The organism is Sphingobium quisquiliarum P25 (genome assembly GCF_000445065.1).
Lineage (GTDB): Bacteria > Pseudomonadota > Alphaproteobacteria > Sphingomonadales > Sphingomonadaceae > Sphingobium > Sphingobium quisquiliarum.
Genome location: NZ_ATHO01000040.1, coordinates 1 through 16532, shown reverse-complemented (window position 1 = coordinate 16532; position 16532 = coordinate 1). Strand labels below are relative to the sequence as shown.

The 16532-nt window shown below is 63.1% G+C and carries 19 protein-coding genes; 14 read left to right on the top strand and 5 right to left on the bottom strand.

Features of this window, described 5'->3' with window-relative positions; all coding sequences use genetic code 11:
- Positions 1-75: 75 nt before the first annotated feature.
- Together L288_RS26795 and L288_RS26790 are read right to left on the bottom strand one after the other, a co-directional pair.
- Complete coding sequence (locus L288_RS26795; protein ID WP_031303994.1) at positions 76-1218, bottom strand: glycosyltransferase family 4 protein; 1143 nt, start codon at positions 1216-1218, stop codon at positions 76-78.
- Positions 1211-2080 carry an alpha/beta fold hydrolase gene (locus L288_RS26790; protein WP_021237232.1) on the bottom strand — a complete coding sequence of 290 codons (870 nt, stop codon included), beginning with the start codon at positions 2078-2080 and terminating at the stop codon, positions 1211-1213. Before L288_RS26790 ends, L288_RS26795 begins: the two co-directional genes overlap by 8 nt.
- 179 nt (positions 2081-2259) lie before the next feature.
- Here L288_RS26790 and astD point away from each other — a divergent pair, with 179 nt between their 5' ends.
- The 7 genes from astD (at position 2260) to L288_RS26755 (ending at position 8396) form a co-directional block, all read left to right on the top strand.
- Positions 2260-3693 carry a succinylglutamate-semialdehyde dehydrogenase gene (gene astD / locus L288_RS26785; protein ID WP_021237231.1) on the top strand — a complete coding sequence of 478 codons (1434 nt, stop codon included), beginning with the start codon at positions 2260-2262 and terminating at the stop codon, positions 3691-3693.
- A gap of 131 nt (positions 3694-3824) precedes the next feature.
- A complete protein-coding gene (gene cobA / locus L288_RS26780) occupies positions 3825-4613 on the top strand; it encodes a uroporphyrinogen-III C-methyltransferase (RefSeq protein WP_031303993.1) in 789 nt (262 codons plus the stop codon).
- Positions 4610-4906: a DUF2849 domain-containing protein gene (locus L288_RS26775; protein WP_021237229.1), complete on the top strand. Its 297-nt coding sequence runs from the start codon at positions 4610-4612 to the stop codon at positions 4904-4906. The genes cobA and L288_RS26775 overlap by 4 nt, the downstream gene beginning before the upstream one ends.
- Position 4907: 1 nt before the next feature.
- The gene (locus L288_RS26770; protein ID WP_021237228.1) at positions 4908-6539 is read left to right on the top strand and encodes a nitrite/sulfite reductase; all 1632 of its coding nucleotides are present in this window, start codon (positions 4908-4910) and stop codon (positions 6537-6539) included.
- Positions 6532-6972 carry a DUF934 domain-containing protein gene (locus tag L288_RS26765; RefSeq protein ID WP_021237227.1) on the top strand — a complete coding sequence of 147 codons (441 nt, stop codon included), beginning with the start codon at positions 6532-6534 and terminating at the stop codon, positions 6970-6972. Before L288_RS26770 ends, L288_RS26765 begins: the two co-directional genes overlap by 8 nt.
- Complete coding sequence (locus tag L288_RS26760; protein ID WP_021237226.1) at positions 6965-7756, top strand: phosphoadenylyl-sulfate reductase; 792 nt, start codon at positions 6965-6967, stop codon at positions 7754-7756. Before L288_RS26765 ends, L288_RS26760 begins: the two co-directional genes overlap by 8 nt.
- A 244-nt stretch (positions 7757-8000) precedes the next feature.
- Positions 8001-8396: an MAPEG family protein gene (locus L288_RS26755; RefSeq protein WP_021237225.1), complete on the top strand. Its 396-nt coding sequence runs from the start codon at positions 8001-8003 to the stop codon at positions 8394-8396.
- Positions 8397-8417: 21 nt separating this feature from the next.
- Here L288_RS26755 and L288_RS26750 read toward each other — a convergent pair whose 3' ends face one another.
- On the bottom strand, positions 8418-9902 hold the full coding sequence (locus L288_RS26750) for a replicative DNA helicase (RefSeq protein ID WP_021237224.1): 1485 nt from the start codon (positions 9900-9902) through the stop codon (positions 8418-8420).
- A 119-nt stretch (positions 9903-10021) separates the two neighbouring features.
- Here L288_RS26750 and L288_RS26745 point away from each other — a divergent pair, with 119 nt between their 5' ends.
- The 5 genes from L288_RS26745 (at position 10022) to L288_RS26725 (ending at position 13084) form a co-directional block, all read left to right on the top strand.
- Positions 10022-10504, top strand: a complete 483-nt coding sequence (locus L288_RS26745) for a UPF0262 family protein (RefSeq protein WP_021237223.1) — start codon at positions 10022-10024, stop codon at positions 10502-10504.
- 83 nt (positions 10505-10587) lie between these two features.
- On the top strand, positions 10588-11208 hold the full coding sequence (locus L288_RS26740) for a GH25 family lysozyme (RefSeq protein WP_021237222.1): 621 nt from the start codon (positions 10588-10590) through the stop codon (positions 11206-11208).
- Positions 11205-11669, top strand: coding sequence for a cytidine deaminase (gene cdd / locus L288_RS26735; protein ID WP_021237221.1), 465 nt, complete (start codon positions 11205-11207; stop codon positions 11667-11669). Before L288_RS26740 ends, cdd begins: the two co-directional genes overlap by 4 nt.
- Before the next feature lie 2 nt (positions 11670-11671).
- A complete protein-coding gene (dcd, locus tag L288_RS26730) occupies positions 11672-12226 on the top strand; it encodes a dCTP deaminase (RefSeq protein WP_021237220.1) in 555 nt (184 codons plus the stop codon).
- A gap of 42 nt (positions 12227-12268) precedes the next feature.
- Positions 12269-13084, top strand: a complete 816-nt coding sequence (locus L288_RS26725) for a metallophosphoesterase (protein ID WP_084465637.1) — start codon at positions 12269-12271, stop codon at positions 13082-13084.
- Between the two features lie 11 nt (positions 13085-13095).
- Here the strand turns inward: L288_RS26725 and ctrA are convergent, their stop codons facing one another.
- Entirely contained in the window at positions 13096-13803 is a 708-nt protein-coding gene (gene ctrA, locus L288_RS26720; protein ID WP_021237218.1) for a response regulator transcription factor CtrA, read from the bottom strand.
- A gap of 205 nt (positions 13804-14008) precedes the next feature.
- Complete coding sequence (locus L288_RS26715) at positions 14009-14902, bottom strand: LysR family transcriptional regulator (RefSeq protein WP_021237217.1); 894 nt, start codon at positions 14900-14902, stop codon at positions 14009-14011.
- A 107-nt stretch (positions 14903-15009) separates the two neighbouring features.
- Here L288_RS26715 and L288_RS26710 point away from each other — a divergent pair, with 107 nt between their 5' ends.
- Positions 15010-15729, top strand: a complete 720-nt coding sequence (locus L288_RS26710) for a pirin family protein (protein WP_021237216.1) — start codon at positions 15010-15012, stop codon at positions 15727-15729.
- A 123-nt stretch (positions 15730-15852) separates the two neighbouring features.
- Positions 15853-16452, top strand: coding sequence for an NAD(P)H:quinone oxidoreductase (gene wrbA / locus L288_RS26705; RefSeq protein ID WP_021237215.1), 600 nt, complete (start codon positions 15853-15855; stop codon positions 16450-16452).
- Positions 16453-16532 lie beyond the last annotated feature (80 nt).

Here is a 16532-nt window from a genome sequence, read left to right as displayed (position 1 = left end):
CAGCCGCGTCTGCGGGCAATTTCAAACCTGCCCTATAGCAGCTTTGGCCCGCATGACGAAAGTTACGCGCGCGCCCTACCGCAAAATATCCGGGCTGGATAGTGCCCGTCCGTATAGCGCCGCATAAGCATCCACCATGGAGGTCTCGTCAAAATCGCGCCGGGCACGCAGCCGGTTGGCTTCCCCCAGCCGCGCGCGCAACCCCGCATCGGACGTGAGGACAGCCAGCGCATCGGCCAGAGCATGCTCATCCTTGACCACGAAGCCGCGATTTTCAGGCGCCACCATCTGCATGACGTCGCCCACGTCCATGGACGCGACCGGCAGGCCTGCCGCCATTGCCTCCACCAGCGAAATCGGGAATTGCTCGCTGTCGGAAGACAGGGCGAAAATGTCCAGCAGCCCGATATAGCGCCATGGATCGGGCAGGAAGCCCGCCAGATGCAGATCGCTGATACCCTGTCGCCCTGCTTCGGCAAGGATGGCGTCCTTCTCCGGGCCCTCTCCCACGACGACCAGTTGCAACCGCTCCTTGTGGGGAGCGATCGCCCGGACCAGCCGGGGAATGTTCTTGACCGGGCGCAAACCGGCAAGCGTGCCGGCCAGCAGCTTGCCCGGCGAGCGAACAAGGCCGGGAATTGCCTCTGGAGCGGGTGGAACCGCATAACGCGCCACATCGATGCCGTTGCGGATGAGCCGTACCTTCCGGTCAGGCTGCCGCCACACACTCTGGGCAATGCCCTCCAGCTTCGTCGAAGGGACGACGATGGCGCAGCTGCCCTGAAAGGCAATGCGGCGGTACAGGTTCCGCTCCGGCTTGAGGCCAGCCGCCTCATCCACATTGAAGCCATCCTCATGATGGATGAGCGGCGGCAGGCGCATGAACGGCGCGCAGATGCGATGCGCCATGACCGCGTCCATCGCCCCCCAATTATAGGTGAGGATCAGGTCGAAACCCGGTAGGAAGCGGGCGATGCTCCGAAAGCGGGCCAAACCGGGCCGCCCCTTCAATTGCGGTGGCGAAGGATAGTCCACCCGGATGGCAGGATCGATCGCCGCGCGCGCGTCCATGGCATCGGGATCGGCGCTGACGATGCTATGATGCGCGCGATCGCCCCACAGGTTCATGAGGCGGACGGCGCGTGCCTCCTTGCCGCCCAGGCTGAAACTGCCATGGATGTGGAGCAGCCGCGGCCGTCGCCCGGTGAAGTCAGCCATGGAGGACGCGCGCCAGCAACTGGTCGATGGCGCGCGCCGCTTCGGGCTCATCCAGCACCGGCGCATGGCCGACATTCTTCACGGTGACCAGTTCAGCCCCGCCGCCCATGTCCCGCACCATCCGTTCGGCCGTTTCGACGCTCAGAATATCCGAACGCTCGCCGCGCAATATCAATGCCGGAATGCCGCAAAAAGCCGCCATGGCGGGCCACATATCGACCCCGCCCTCCGCTCCGGCCACCCGCAAGGGTTCGGCGATGCGCATGTCGTAGTCGAGCACGATCCGGCCTCCGCTGTTCAGGCGATACAGGCGCTTGGCCATCGCCAGCCATTGCTCCAGCCCATAGGCCGGGTAGATGTCGCGGTTCGCTTCTTCCAATGCGCGCGCCGCATGAACCCAGCTTGGATGCGACTGCCCCGTGCCGACCTGCGCCCTGATCCGCGCAAGGCCCGCCTGCTCAAGCGTGGGACCGATATCGTTCAGCAAGGCCCCGGCCAGCCATTCGCGATGGGTCGCGGCGATCAGCATGGTGATGAAGCCGCCCAGCGACGTGCCGACTGCCACGAAACGGGTGATCGCAAGGTCGCCGAGCAACCGGCTTATATCCTGAAGATAGTTGAAGGGGACATAGGTCATCGGGTCCTTGGCCTGCGCGCTTTCTCCGCGCCCGCGCATTTCCGGGCAGATCAGCCGCCACTCCCCGGCAAGCCTTTGCGCAAGCGGTTCGAAATCCCTTGCATTGCGGGTCAGCCCCGGCAGGCAAAGCAGTGGCGGCCGCCCATCCGATCCGCCATCATAATCGCGATAGTGAAGGCGGAGGCCGTCAGGGGACCACCAATATCCGTCCGTGAAGTTGCTCAACGGCCCTCTATCCTCAGCATGATCAAGCGCCCCATCTCCGGCTTGCCCGATGGCTCATATCGCTCCACGGGCAGCAGCCGCAAGTCAAAGAGATGAAGCGCCGCCGCTCGACGGACAGGAGCGTATCAAACGCATCTCGCTCCCTTCCCTAAAGCGCCGTTATCCTCCATATCGGCGCTATGTCCGCATCCCTGACTTCGATCGAACCGGCTACCGGCGCCCTCCTGTGGCAAGGCGCCGCAAGCGACGTGGAGGCCGAGGTCGCGCACGTGCGTGCCGGATGGCCGCGCTGGGCCGCGCAACCTGTTGCCTACCGCATCGAAACGCTGCGCCGCTTCGTCAATGTCGTCCGCGCCAATGAAGATGCTCTGGCCGATCTGATCGCACGCGAAACCGGCAAGCCGCTGTGGGACGCACGCACGGAGGTCGCCGCCGTGATGAACAAGGTCGACATTTCCGTCGCCGCTTATTCGGAACGCACCGGCCAGCGCCGTCTGGAAGCCGCGATGGGCGCCCGCCAGTCCGTCCGGCACAAGCCCCATGGCGTCATGGCGGTGCTTGGCCCTTATAATTTCCCGGCGCATCTGCCTAACGGGCATATTGTCCCGGCGCTGCTCGCGGGCAATGGCGTGGTCTTCAAACCGTCCGAACAGACTCCGGCGGTAGGCGAAATGCTGGTCCGCCTCTTCCATGAGGCAGGGGTGCCGCAGGACAGCCTGCGCCTCGTTCTGGGCGGGCCGGGTGAGGGGAAGGCGCTGACCGCGCACCCGGACGTGAACGGCATCCTCTTCACCGGCTCCGCGCAAACCGGCATCGCCATAAACCGGCAGTTCGCGGCCAATCCCGGCAAGATACTGGCGCTGGAGATGGGCGGCAACAATCCCATCATCGTATGGGATACACCGGACATTGCCAGCGCCGCCGTGCTCGTCGTCCAGTCCGCTTTCCTGTCGAGCGGCCAGCGCTGCACGGCGGCCAGCCGCCTGATCGTCAAGCAGGAGCTGGCCGATATGCTGATTGCCGAGGTCAAGAAGATCGCCGACCGCCTGATCGTCGATCATCCCCATGCCGACCCCGCGCCTTTCATGGGGCCGGTCATCGACAACCGGGCGGCGGACCAGTTGACCGAAAGCTTCCTCTACCTGATGAGTCATGGCGGCCGCCCCATCAAACATATGGTGCGCCCCGTGCAGGATCGCCCATTCCTCAGCCCCGCGATCATCGATGTGACCGCCATGGAAGAACGGCCCGACATCGAACTGTTCGGGCCGCTGCTCCAGGTCATCCGCGTGCCGGATTTCGCCGCGGCCATCGCGGAAGCCAACAACAGCCGCTACGGGTTGTCGGCCTCGCTGGTCGGGGGATCGCCGGAACAATATAACCAGTTCTGGGCCAATGTCCGCGCGGGCATCGTCAACTGGAACCGCCCGACCAACGGCGCATCATCCTCCGCTCCGTTCGGCGGCCTCGGCATTTCGGGCAACCATCGCCCCAGCGCTTATTACGCGGCGGATTATTGCGCCTATCCCGTCGCATCGGCGGAGATCGAGCAGCCCCGCGCGTCCATTGGCGTTGGCCTCAAAGAAATCGATACCAGCGCCATGGGGGACTGATCCTTGGCCCCCCGCGCTCCCCGAAGGCAGGAGCCGGTTCCGAGCTCTGTCACCCCCGCGCAAAATTTTCCTACGCGGCTGGCAAAGCATTCTGAATTGAAAGGCGAATGCGCTTCCGCCATCTGGCCATCATGGCTGACATTGCACCTTCCACCGTTTACCTCGTCGGCGCGGGTCCTGGCGACCCGGAGCTGCTGACGCTGCGCGCCGCCCGGCTGATCGGCGCGGCGCAGGTGATCGTGCATGATGGACTGGTGTCGGGCGAGATATTGGCGCTGGCCTCGCCACAGGCGGAACTGATCTCCGTCGCGAAGCAGCGCAGCCGCCATTCCATGCCGCAGGACCGGATCAACGCCCTGCTGGTCGAACTGGCGCTGGCCGGGCGCTGCGTGGTGCGGCTGAAAGGCGGCGATCCCTTCGTATTCGGGCGGGGCGGCGAGGAAATGGAGGCATGCCGGGCCGCTGGCGTGCCGGTGGAAATCGTACCCGGCATGAGCGCGGCGATCGGCTGCGCGGCGCAGGCGCAGCTTCCGCTCACCCATCGCGATGCGGCGAGCGCAGTGACCTTCGTCGCTGGCCAGTGCAAGGGGCTGACGGATCAGGACTGGTCCGGCCTTGCGGGTCATGGGCGCACGCTCGTTATCTACATGGGCGTGGCGACGGCGGCCGACATTGCCGACAAGCTGATCACTGACGGCGTTTCGCCCGCCATTCCGGTGGCGGTGCTGGAAAACGGCACGCGTGCAGACATGCGGATCTTGCGCACCTTGCTTGCCGACCTCGGCGACATGGTTGCGCGGGAGAAGGTGAGAAGCCCGGCGCTGATTGTCGTGGGCGACGTGGCGGCCTATGCGCTGGCGCAGGACGTGCTGCCCGGCTGGGCCGCGCAGATGAATAATGGGGCGGAGATGCATTCGTGAAGATTTTGACAGGCAATGACCTGGGCACCGGAGACGTCATCTGGTGGGCGGGCGATGGCTGGTCGCGGCATGTGGGCGATTCGGTCGACGTCGCGGACAAGGGCGAGGAACTGGCGCGGGCCGAAGAAGCCGCGCTGCGCGTGGTCGCCCCCTACGTGATCGACGCCACCGTGACGGACGAAGGCGTGCGGCCCGCGCATATCAAGGACCGCATACGCGCTCTCGGCCCCACCGTGCGCCCAGACCTGACACTGAAACCGAATGACGCCGACACCGGCAATTGGGTGATCTGAAATGTACCGTTACGACAGCTATGACCAGTCCATCGTCGATGCCCGCGTCGAGGAGTTTCGCGATCAGGTGCAGCGCCGCCTTGCAGGCCAGCTGACCGAGGATCAGTTCAAGCCGCTGCGGCTGATGAACGGCCTCTATCTCCAGCTGCACGCCTATATGCTGCGGGTCGCCATCCCTTATGGCACCCTCAACGCGCGGCAGATGCGCAAGCTGGGCGAAATCGCGCGCAAATATGACAAGGGCTACGGCCATTTCACCACGCGCACCAACCTGCAATATAACTGGATCAAGCTGGCTGACGCGCCCGACATTCTGGCGGAGCTGGCGACCGTCGAGATGCATGCCATCCAGACGAGCGGCAATTGCATCCGCAACATTTCGTCTGACCAATATGCGGGCGTCGCGGCCGATGAAGTGGCGGACCCCCGCCCGTGGGCGGAACTGCTGCGCCAGTGGTCGACCTTCCACCCGGAATTCACCTATCTGCCGCGCAAGTTCAAGATTTGCGTGATTGCGAGCGAGGAAGACCGTGCAGCGATGCGCCTGCACGACATCGGCCTCAAGCTGGTGCAGCGCGACGGACGGATCGGCGCGGAAGTCTATGCCGGTGGCGGCATGGGCCGCACCCCCATGGTCGGGCCGCTTATCAAGGACTTCGTGCCCGAAGATGAGATTGTGTCTTATCTGGAGGCCTGCCTGCGTGTCTACAACCGCTATGGCCGCCGCGACAACAAGTTCAAGGCGCGGATCAAGATCCTGGTCCATGAACTCGGCGTCGAGGAATATAAGCGCCAGGTGGAGGAGGAGTTCGCCCATATGCGAACGCTCGGCCTCAACCCGCCCACGGAAGAACTTGACCGCATCCGGCCCTACTTCGCCAATCCGGCCTATGAGCAAGGGCTGAGCGACGAGATCGACCGCAGTGATCCGGCCTTCGCCCTATGGGTGGACCGGCAAGTCGCGGCGCACAAGCAGCCCGGTTACGCCATCGTCAACATCAGCCTGAAACCGCGCGGCGGCATTCCGGGCGATGCTTCGGCCGAACAGATCGAGTTGGTGGCCGACCTTGCGGAGCGATATTCGATCGACGAACTGCGCGTCACCCATGCGCAGAACCTCGTCCTGCCGCATGTGAAGAAGGCGGATCTTTACGCCATCTGGCAGAAGCTGGATGAAGCCGGACTGGCGGAGGCTAATCTGGACCTGATCGGCGACATCATCGCTTGCCCCGGTCTAGACTATTGCAGCCTTGCCAATGCGCGGTCGATCCCGCTGGCGCAGAAGCTGTCGGATCGGTTCGGATCGCCGGAGCGGCAGAAGGAACTCGGCGAATTGAAGCTCAAAATCTCCGGCTGCATCAACGCCTGCGGCCACCACCATGCCGGGCATATCGGCATTTTGGGCGTGGACCGGAAGGGTGTGGAGAATTTCCAGCTGCTGCTGGGCGGATCGGGCGCGCAGGATGCCTCGCTGGGGCAGATCACCGGGCCGGGCTTTTCGGAGGACGGCGTGGTCGACGCCATTGAAAAGGTGACCAACGTCTATCTCGCTGAGCGTGAAGAAGGCGAACGCTTTCTCGACACCTATCGCCGTCTTGGCATGAAGCCCTTCAAGGAGGCGATCTATGGTTGAGTTCCTGACCTTCCGCGAAGGCGAAGCCGCGCAGGAACCGGCGGTGACGGTCGAATCTTTCACCGGCCAGTCCAATTCGACCGCCGTGCGGATCGAAGCGGGCGAGGATGCGCGCGAACTTCTGCCCTATCTCGACCGGCTGTCGCTGGTCGAGGTGAACTTCCCTGCCTTTGGCGACGGCCGCGGCTATTCGGCGGCGCGCATCCTGCGCGAGGCGGGGTATCAGGGCGAATTGCGCGCGGTCGGCGACGTGCTGGTCGACCAGCTGGTCGCCATGCGGCGCTGCGGGTTCGACAGCTTCCGGCCCGACAAGGCGCTGGATGATGCCGCAGTGGAACGCGCCCTTAATCGTTATGCCGACGTCTATCAAAAGACTGTCGATGGCCGCAGCCCGGTCTGGGCAAAGCGGCACCCGGAGAATGTGAATGGCTGAACCTGCCCGCCAGCTTGACGTGATCGACGCGCGGCCCGCCTTTACCCAGGCGGACGCGGACGCCATCAATGCGCGTTTCGAAGGCGTCGATACGCTGACGATGTTGAAGACCGTCTTTTCCGAAGGGCTGGCCGGGAATGTCGCGGTCGTTTCGTCCTTCGGCACGGAAAGCGCCGTGCTGCTCGACCTTGTGGCCAAGGCGGACAGGAATGTGCCCGTGATCTTCGTCGATACGCTCAAGATGTTCGGCGAGACCCTGGCCTATCGTGACACGCTGATCGACAGCTTCGGCTTTACCGACAGCCGCACTGTCACGCCGCTAGCCGATGTGCTTGCCAAGAAGGACGAGACGGGCCTGCGCTGGTCCTATGACCCCGATGGCTGCTGCGAAATCCGCAAGGTGGAGCCGATGCATCGCGCCAAGGAAGGGCTCGACGCGTGGATTTCGGGGCGCAAGGCTTTCCAGTCGGTGACGCGGCAGAACCTGCCCCGCTTCGAAATCGAGGACGGCCGGTTAAAGATCAACCCGCTCGGCGACTGGACCAAGTCGGACCTGGAAGCCTATTTCGAGGAGCATCAACTACCCCGCCATCCGCTCGAAGCACAGGGTTACCTGTCGATCGGATGCGAACCCTGCACGTCCAAGGTTCTGCCCGGCGAGGACCCGCGCGCAGGCCGCTGGCGCGGCTGGGACAAGGTGGAATGCGGCATCCACTCGCCCGTGACGCCAATTCCTGCGCCTGTGGCCGATCCCGAAGACCCGGCCAACCAGCCTGTCTTCTAAGCTCAGGCAGTTTGGAATAAGCGCAACGTGATCCTGCAAAGGCAGGAGCCCAGTTCAGCGGCGGGACTGGGCTCCTGTCCGCGCATGAACACGACCGGGTCGACCAAAGGCTTTGGCAGTCGCCCTCCCCAAAGCCGGACTTGCCCCATGGCTCCATAGCCGGTTACGACATGCCTCCCAAGCATGATGACGCAAGGCCCAGCCGGGCCTAAGGCTGACATCTGCTTTTCAACAGGGGAATGCCATGGCTGTCGAACTCACGATCCTTGCCTGGAGCTGCGTGCTTCTGCTGGTCCATATCTTCGCCGCAGCGCACATCAAGACGAAGCAATATGGGACAAAGTGGAATATGGGCGCACGGGACGAAACGCTGCCGCCGCTCGATCCGGTGGGCGGACGGCTCGTGCGCGCGCAGGCCAATTTCCTGGAAACATACCCCATCGCCATCATCTGCCTTTTGGGCGTGGTGATCGCCGGCAAGACGAGCGGCCTTACGGCTGTTGGCGGCTGGCTGTGGCTCGGCGCGCGCGTCGTCTATCTGCCGCTATATGGCATGGGCGTGCCGGTCGTCCGCACCCTCGTCTACGGCGTCAGCATGATCGGACTGGCGCTGGTCTTTCAGGCGTTCGTTTCGGGCTGAGCCACGCGGCGGGGCTGCCCCCTACTCGTAATCCGCCATATATCCGCCTTCGGCCAGATCGGAGAAGCGCGTGATCTTGGCATCGAACTTCATTCGGATGCGCCCGGTGGAGCCGTGACGCTGCTTGGCGACGATCAGTTCGGCCAGGCCGTAGATGCGCTCCATCTCCTGCGCCCATTCCAGATGCTCGGAACTTTCCTTGTTCCCCGGCTCCTTGGCGGCGACATAATAATCCTCACGGAACACGAACCAGACCATGTCCGCGTCCTGCTCGATCGATCCTGATTCGCGCAGGTCCGACAGTTGCGGGCGCTTGTCCTCGCGCTGCTCGACCGCGCGGCTTAGCTGCGACAGCGCCAGAACCGGAACGTTAAGTTCCTTCGCCAAGGTCTTCAAACCACGGGAAATTTCCGAAATTTCCTGAACGCGATTGTCGCTGCCCTTGCCCGTGCCTTGCAGCAGCTGGAGATAATCGACGATGACCAGACCAATGTCATGGCGTCGCTTCAAACGGCGCGCGCGCGTGCGCAATGCCGCGATCGTCAGGCCGGGCGTGTCATCGATGAACAGCGGCAGTTCCTGAAGCTCACGCGCGGCGCGGGACAGGTTCTGGAAATCCGCGCGGCTGATCTTGCCCATGCGCAGCGCTTCGCCGCTGATGCCTGATTGTTCCGCGAGCACGCGGGTCGCCAACTGGTCGGCCGACATTTCCAGACTGAAAAAGGCGGTCTTCGCGCCCATATTCTTTTCCGGCGGAATACCATCGGCATGATCACGCATCCAGCGGGAAGCGGCATTATAGGCGATGTTGGTCGCCAGCGACGTCTTTCCCATGCCCGGCCGTCCGGCCAGGATCATGAGGTCCGAATTGTGAAGGCCGCCGATCTTTTCATTGAGGCTGTTAAGCCCGGTGGTGATCCCCGACACGTGGCCGCCGCTGTTGAGCGCGCGTTCGGCCACCTGCACCGCCATGGTCGTCGCCGTGGCGAAGCTCTTGACCGAGCCGACTTCGCCTTCCCCTTCGGACACCTTGTAAAGCGCGACTTCCGCCTGCTCGATCTGCTCGCGCGGGTTGACGTCTTCGCTTGTATCCAAAGCATTTTCAACCAGTTCCCGCCCGACATTCACAAGCTGGCGCAGCAGGGCAAGATCGTAAATCTGGCTCGCGAAATCACGCGCGCCCAGCAGGGCCGCGCCATTGCCCGTCAGCTGCGCCAGATAACCGACGCCGCCCAGTTCCTTGAGCGCCGGGTCCTGCTCCAGCAACGGTTTCAGAGTCACCGGGTTCGCGACCATGTCGCGCTCCACCAGCTTCATCACCGCTTCGTAGATGCGGCCGTGCAGCGGCTCGAAAAAATGTTCCGGCTTCAGCTTGAGCTGCACATCCTCAGCAATGCGGTTGTCGATCATCAGCGCGCCCAGCAGCGCGGCTTCCGCCTCGACATTGCGGGGGAGTTCAGTAACGCCAGTTTCCACGGCGGGGTTCATCTGCACCAGTTCGACCATGCGCTCCTCATCGCGCCAGCAGCCCGCCAGCGCAAGCGGGAAGCTGTGCCGCCACGGGCAAAGCTGTGGAGAACTCCCCTTGCTTTTCGCCGCCGCCCGCCGCACTGACCATAGGCTTAATGGCCGACCCGCGCATCATCGATATCACGCTGGACGAGCGGACGATCCTGTGGCGCAGCGCCGATGTCGAACAGGAGCGCCGCATCGCCATATTCGATCTGCTGGAGGAGAATTTCTTCGCTCCCCAGCGCGTCCATGCCGACGGCTATGCGGGCCCCTATCGCGTGCTGCTGCGCGTCGAGGAGGGGCGGCTGGTGATCGAGATCAAGCGGGAGGATGGCGAACCGCTGGAGGCGATCATCCTCAGCCTCGGCCGGTTCCGCAGGCCCATTCGCGACTATTTCGCCATCTGCGACAGCTATTATCAGGCGATCAACAACGCATCGCCGCAGCAGATCGAAACGGTGGACATGGCCCGCCGCGCCATCCACAATGACGCCGCGGAAATGCTGATCGAACGGCTGGACGGCAAGATAAAGGTCGATTTCGATACGGCCAGGCGCCTGTTCACGCTCATCTGCGTGCTGCATATCAAGGGGTAAGGGGGCTCATCATCCGTCAGCTTTCAACAGGCCAGTATCTGGCCCGCTTTCTGGCGGGCGCGGCCGTCCTCGCCCTGCTGGCGATGGCGCTGTGGCTCTATGCGCGCGGGTGGGCGCCCGACCGCAGCGTCTATCCGGTGCAGGGCGTGACGATCAGCGCCGATAACGGCGCTATCGACTGGGGGACGCTCGCCGCCAACGGCGTGGATTTCGCCTATATCCGCGCGGCGAAGGGGGCTGATGGGCGCGATCCCGCCTTTGCCCGCAACTGGTCGGCCGCGCGGTCGGCGGGTCTGCGCTACGGCGCTTCGCTTGATTTCAGCCTGTGCAAGCGCGCGGCCGAACAGGCGACGCGCTTCGTGACGACAGTGCCGCGCGACAATGCCGCCCTGCCCCCGGTCATCCGGCTTTCTTTCGACCCGTCATGCAGCGCCCGGCCGGAGCGGGATGCCGTGCTGTCGGAACTCAATACGCTGGTCAATCTGGTCGAAAGCAATGCGCGCAAGCCCGCGCTGCTCAACATCTCGCCCGATTTCGAGGAGCGCTACGACATAGCATCGGGCATCAATCGCACGCTGTGGCTGGACGGCAATTTCTTCCCGCCTGACTATGCGACACGTAAATGGGTGATGTGGACAGCCAATGACATGCGGCATATCGACGGTGTCGAAGGACCCGTCAGATGGGGTGTCGTCGCGCCATGAGTCGAGCAGAAGGCCCGATCAGCCAGTTGATCGAAGCGGCGCGCATGGCCCGGAACAATGGCTATGCGCCCTATAGCCGCTTCACCGTTGGCGCTGCCGTCCGCCTGACGGATGGCGAGATCATCGCTGGCGCCAATTTCGAAAATGCCAGCCTTGGCCTGTCGCTCTGCGCCGAAACCGTGGCGCTGGCCGCGGCAAACGCCCAGGGCCGCCTGGCCGATGTCGAAGCGATCGCGGTGACAGGCGGACCCGCCGATGCCCTGGATGGTCCGGTCATCACGCCCTGCGGCCGGTGCAGGCAGATATTGAATGAAGCCGAACAGGTAGCGGGCCGCTCCATCTCCATTTATTGCGCTGATGGAAAAGGCAGCACGGTGGTCGAACATAGCGTCGCCGCGTTGCTGCCATTTGCCTTCAACCCCAATGACTTGGGAACCACTTCTCACAGGAAAGCTAGATAGTCATGTCGATTTTGTCGGATAAGTGGATTCGCGAACAGGCCCTGTCCAGCGGGATGATCGAACCCTTTGTGGAAAGCCAGAGGCGCGATGGCTGCATCAGCTACGGCCTGTCCTCCTACGGCTATGACGCGCGGGTGGCCGACGAGTTCAAGATCTTCACCAATGTCGACAGCGCCGTGGTCGATCCGAAGGATTTCGCGTCCAACAGCTTTGTCGATCGCAAGACGGACTGCTGCATCATCCCTCCCAACAGCTTCGCTCTGGCCCGCACGGTCGAATATTTCCGGGTGCCGCGCGATGTGCTGGTGATCTGCCTTGGCAAGTCCACCTATGCCCGCTGCGGCATCATCGTGAACGTGACGCCGCTGGAGCCGGGCTGGGAAGGCCATGTGACGCTGGAATTTTCCAACACCACCCCCCTCCCCGCGAAAATCTACGCCAATGAAGGCGCATGCCAGTTCCTGTTCCTGCAAGGCAATGAGCCGTGCGAGGTCAGCTATGCGGATCGCGCGGGCAAATATATGGGACAGCAGGGGGTGACATTGCCTCGGCTGTAAAGCCGTGCGACATTGGGCCATGAAGCTCATGCGGTCGCCGCCATGTTGAACTTTCTGCGCCGCCCAAAGCCGCGAACCACGCCGTCCAGCATCGGAGAGGATGTGCGGGTCTATGCCATTGGCGACATCCACGGGCGGCTCGACCTGTTCGACCAATTGATGGATATGATCGCACAGGACGAGGCAGCGCGCCCGCCCCTTCCCCGCCTGCTGATCCTGCTGGGCGACCTGATCGATCGCGGCCCGCATTCCGCTCAGATGATCGACCGCGCCATCGCTCTCGCTCGCTCCAGCGCTAATGTCCGCTTCCTCAAGGGCAATCATGAGGAAGTCTTCGTCGCAGCGGCGCGTGGCAGCGCCCCGAATGCGGCCGCTTTCCGGCGGATAGGCGGCGCGGAAACGCTGAAAAGCTACGGACTGCCGACGCAGGAGTGCGCGGCGATGGACGAAGACGAACTCGCCCAATGGATGCTGTCTCACGTGCCGCGCGGCCATGTCGATTTTGCCGATGATTTCGAAGACATGGCCATCGTTGGCGATTATCTGTTCGTCCATGCCGGAATTCGCCCGCGTGTCCGGCTGGAAGCGCAGGCTTCTGCCGACCTGCACTGGATCAGGAGCGATTTCCTTAAATATGGCGGCGATCATGGCCGCATGGTCATCCACGGTCACAGCATCACCGATGATGTGGACGAACGGTCCAACCGCATCGGCATCGACACCGGCGCATGGCGAAGCGGCAAGCTGACCGCCATCGGCCTGCAAGGCACGGAACGCTGGTTCCTCCAGACCCGAACGCCTTTAATAAGGAAAAAGGCCAGCCATCCGATGGACAGCCGACCTTTTCAAAAGCCCTGAAAGCTGATGGATCAGGCGACCTTGGTCGCCACCTCCATCGCTTCGTCTGGATCGCGCAGCACATAGCCGCGGCCCCAGACGGTCTCGATATAATTGTCGCCGCCGCACGCCAGCGCCAGCTTCTTGCGCAGCTTGCAGATGAACACGTCGATGATCTTGAGTTCGGGTTCGTCCATGCCGCCATACAGGTGGTTCAGGAACATTTCCTTCGTCAGCGTCGTGCCCTTGCGGAGCGAAAGAAGCTCCAGCATCGCATATTCCTTGCCGGTCAGGTGGACGCGATTGCCATCGACCTCCACCGTCTTGGCGTCAAGATTGACCGCCAGCTTGCCGGTGCGGATGACCGATTGCGAATGGCCCTTCGACCGGCGGACCACCGCATGGATGCGGGCGATCAGTTCTTCGCGGTGGAACGGCTTGGTCACATAATCGTCCGCGCCAAAGCCGAAGGAACGAACCTTGCTGTCCATCTCCGCGATGCCCGAAAGGATCAGCACCGGCGTCTGCACCTTTGCCGCGCGCAGCTTCTTGAGCACGTCATAACCGTGCATGTCCGGCAGGTTCAGGTCCAGGCAGATGATGTCGTAATCATACAGCTTGCCCAGATCGAGGCCCTCTTCGCCCAGATCGGTGGTGTAGACATTGAAGCCTTCGGTCGTGAGCATCAGCTCGATCGCCTTGGCGGTAGTCGGTTCGTCTTCGATTAGCAGAACGCGCATGTGAAGCCCCTGTCCTTGCAGATCCCGTCAACCCCTCAGAACGGCGTCTGCTCCAATTCATTAACCAAAAAACTTCTGAAGGACAAAGGTTAATTTTTCGCTAACCCGCAGGAATCCGCGAGTCGCGCTGTTTTGAATCTGTTTACAATAAGTTGGCGCGAAAGAGATTCAGATGACGCAAGCGGTAAGTTGATCACAATCGGCCTCAACAGCCATGGTTGGCCGCGATGAAGTCGAGCAGCGCATCGACACGCGCCGGGCGCAATCTGGACGGCGGCGTCACCAGATGGAGGCCTAAGGGCGGAGCCCGCCAGTCGATCAGTATCTCCTCCAGATCGCCCGCCGCCATGGCCTCGCCGACGATGAAATCGGGCAGCCGGGCGATCCCCACCCCGGCGAGCAAAGCGGGCAGCATCGCATCCCCGCTGTTCACCGTCATCCGCGCGCGCACCTGCACCGCCACATTCTGCTCCCCCGGCCCCGAAAAGCGCCACACGTCCGGCGTGGTGACGTTCGAATAGCACAGGCAGTCATGATCGCTGAGGTCCGCGGGATGGACCGGACGGCCACGCTCCTCCAGATAGTTCGGCGACGCGACCAGATGCACCCTGACATCCCCCAGCCGCCGCGCACGCAGTGAACTGTCCGGCATGTCGGCGATGCGGATGGTGGCGTCCAGACCCATTTCGATCATGTCGATCAGGGCATCGGACAGGTGCAGAAAAACGTCCACACCCGGATGCTGTTTGGTGAATTGTGCGATCAGCGGCGCGACCCGCAACAACCCGAACGTCATCGGCGCGCCCAGACGCACCGTGCCGGACAATTCCTCGGTATCCTGCCGCGCGGCTTCCTCCGCCGCTTGCCCTTCCGCCAGGATGCGGGCGGCATGCTCCGCCAGCCGCTTGCCGCTTTCGGTCAGCGCCAGGCGGCGGCTGGTGCGGTTGAACAGGCTGGTCTCCAGATGCTGTTCCAGCCGGGTCACCGCCTTCGACACTGTGGCCTTCGACACGCTGAGCGCCTTGGCTGCGTCGGTGAAGCTGCGATGCTCCACCACGGCGGCGAAGATGGCCCAGGCTTCCAGATCAGGGAGACGCATGAAGGAAACAATCCGTTTCGATGCTGCTTATTTCAGAAACGACCCTGATGCCTAAATTAGCGGAAAGCAAGCCGGAAGCTCCGGCAACGCATTGAAAGGCACAGAAGATGAGCAACATCGTGCAGACGCATGTAGAGCGCCGTCCGTTCAACTCCCTGGGCCATGCAAATCATGGCTGGCTGAACGCCCGGCATCATTTCTCCTTCGCGGACTATCATGATCCCGATCGCATGGGCTGGGGCGCGATCCGCGTATGGAATGACGATGAGATCGCCGCCCAGTCCGGCTTCCCGCCGCACCCGCACCGCGACATGGAAATCATCACCTATGTCCGCACCGGCGCGATCACGCATCAGGACAGCCTCGGAAACAAGGGCCGTACGGAAGCAGGCGACGTTCAGGTGATGAGCGCCGGAACCGGCATTCGTCACGCCGAATATAATCTGGAAGACGAAACGACGACACTGTTCCAGATTTGGGTCATCCCAACGGTCGCGGGCGGATCGCCAAGCTGGGGCGCCAAGCCCTTTCCCAAGGGCGACCGGTCGGGAAAGCTGGTCGTTCTGGCCAGCGGTCATGACGAGGACAAGGAAGCGCTGCGCATCCGCGCCGACGCCCGCCTGCTGGGCGGCACCGTCAAGGCGGGCGAAAGCGTGACCTATGAAAGCGCGGAGGGACGTCACATCTATCTGGTGCCCGCGACCGGCCGGATCGAAATTGACGGCCAGCTTTTCGAAGCGCGCGATGGCGCGGCGATCATCGGTGGCAAGCCCATTACGATCACCGCGCTGGAGGATGCGGAGATCGTCCTGGTCGACAGCCAATAGGCCCGCTGCTCCCTGAGCGGGCTGGCCGCTCGCCTCTTCTCCCCCTCCCTCCTTGGGGCGAGCGGCCACCTTTTTCAGAAACCATCCTTGGATCAAGGCATTACAGTGAATGGAGATCGCGATATGACGAAGGTGCTGGTTCTCTACTACTCGTCCTATGGGCATATAGAGACAATGGCGAAGGCCGTTGCGGAAGGCGCTGCCTCGACCGGGGCGCAGGTCGACATCAAGCGCGTGCCTGAAACCGCGCCGCTGGACGTCGCGAAAAATGCCGGGTTCAAGCTGGATCAGGAAGCGCCGGTCGCGACAATCGCCGAACTTGCCGACTATGACGCGATCATCATCGGCACCGGCACCCGTTTCGGCCGCATGTCCAGCCAGATGGCGGCGTTCCTCGATCAGGCAGGCGGCCTGTGGGCGCGCGGCGCTCTGAACGGCAAGGTGGGCGGCGCCTTCACCTCCACCGCCAGCCAGCATGGCGGGCAGGAAACCACGCTATTCTCGATCATCACCAACCTGCTGCATTTCGGCATGGTGATCGTCGGGCTCGATTATGGCCACAGCGGCCAGACGGGCGTCGACAAGGTGCGTGGCGGCGCGCCCTATGGCGCGACCACCCTTGCGGACAGCGACGGCAGCCGCCAGCCCGACGAAGACGAACTGGAAGGCGCCCGCTACCAGGGACGCCGGGTCGCGGAAACGGCGATCAAGCTGCACGGATAAGCATAGCTGCGCCACGTGAAGGACGCAGCCGTCGAGCCTTGGGTCGCAAGGCGTTGGCGAGGGGCCGGCACATCGCAAGG

Excerpts from the sequence above, each read along its gene's own strand:
- dcd (WP_021237220.1), top strand. The coding sequence starts at position 11,672 with ATGTCGATTTTGTCGGATAAGTGGATTCGCGAACAGGCCCTGTCCAGC.
- L288_RS26760 (WP_021237226.1), top strand. The coding sequence starts at position 6,965 with ATGGCTGAACCTGCCCGCCAGCTTGACGTGATCGACGCGCGGCCCGCC.
- cdd (WP_021237221.1), top strand. The coding sequence starts at position 11,205 with ATGAGTCGAGCAGAAGGCCCGATCAGCCAGTTGATCGAAGCGGCGCGC.
- L288_RS26725 (WP_084465637.1), top strand. The coding sequence starts at position 12,269 with ATGTTGAACTTTCTGCGCCGCCCAAAGCCGCGAACCACGCCGTCCAGC.
- L288_RS26715 (WP_021237217.1), bottom strand. The coding sequence starts at position 14,902 with ATGCGTCTCCCTGATCTGGAAGCCTGGGCCATCTTCGCCGCCGTGGTG.
- ctrA (WP_021237218.1), bottom strand. The coding sequence starts at position 13,803 with ATGCGCGTTCTGCTAATCGAAGACGAACCGACTACCGCCAAGGCGATC.
- L288_RS26770 (WP_021237228.1), top strand. The coding sequence starts at position 4,908 with ATGTACCGTTACGACAGCTATGACCAGTCCATCGTCGATGCCCGCGTC.
- L288_RS26745 (WP_021237223.1), top strand. The coding sequence starts at position 10,022 with ATGGCCGACCCGCGCATCATCGATATCACGCTGGACGAGCGGACGATC.
- astD (WP_021237231.1), top strand. The coding sequence starts at position 2,260 with ATGTCCGCATCCCTGACTTCGATCGAACCGGCTACCGGCGCCCTCCTG.
- wrbA (WP_021237215.1), top strand. The coding sequence starts at position 15,853 with ATGACGAAGGTGCTGGTTCTCTACTACTCGTCCTATGGGCATATAGAG.
- L288_RS26750 (WP_021237224.1), bottom strand. The coding sequence starts at position 9,902 with ATGGTCGAACTGGTGCAGATGAACCCCGCCGTGGAAACTGGCGTTACT.
- L288_RS26740 (WP_021237222.1), top strand. The coding sequence starts at position 10,588 with ATGGCGCTGTGGCTCTATGCGCGCGGGTGGGCGCCCGACCGCAGCGTC.
- L288_RS26795 (WP_031303994.1), bottom strand. The coding sequence starts at position 1,218 with ATGGCTGACTTCACCGGGCGACGGCCGCGGCTGCTCCACATCCATGGC.
- L288_RS26710 (WP_021237216.1), top strand. The coding sequence starts at position 15,010 with ATGAGCAACATCGTGCAGACGCATGTAGAGCGCCGTCCGTTCAACTCC.
- L288_RS26755 (WP_021237225.1), top strand. The coding sequence starts at position 8,001 with ATGGCTGTCGAACTCACGATCCTTGCCTGGAGCTGCGTGCTTCTGCTG.
- cobA (WP_031303993.1), top strand. The coding sequence starts at position 3,825 with ATGGCTGACATTGCACCTTCCACCGTTTACCTCGTCGGCGCGGGTCCT.
- L288_RS26765 (WP_021237227.1), top strand. The coding sequence starts at position 6,532 with ATGGTTGAGTTCCTGACCTTCCGCGAAGGCGAAGCCGCGCAGGAACCG.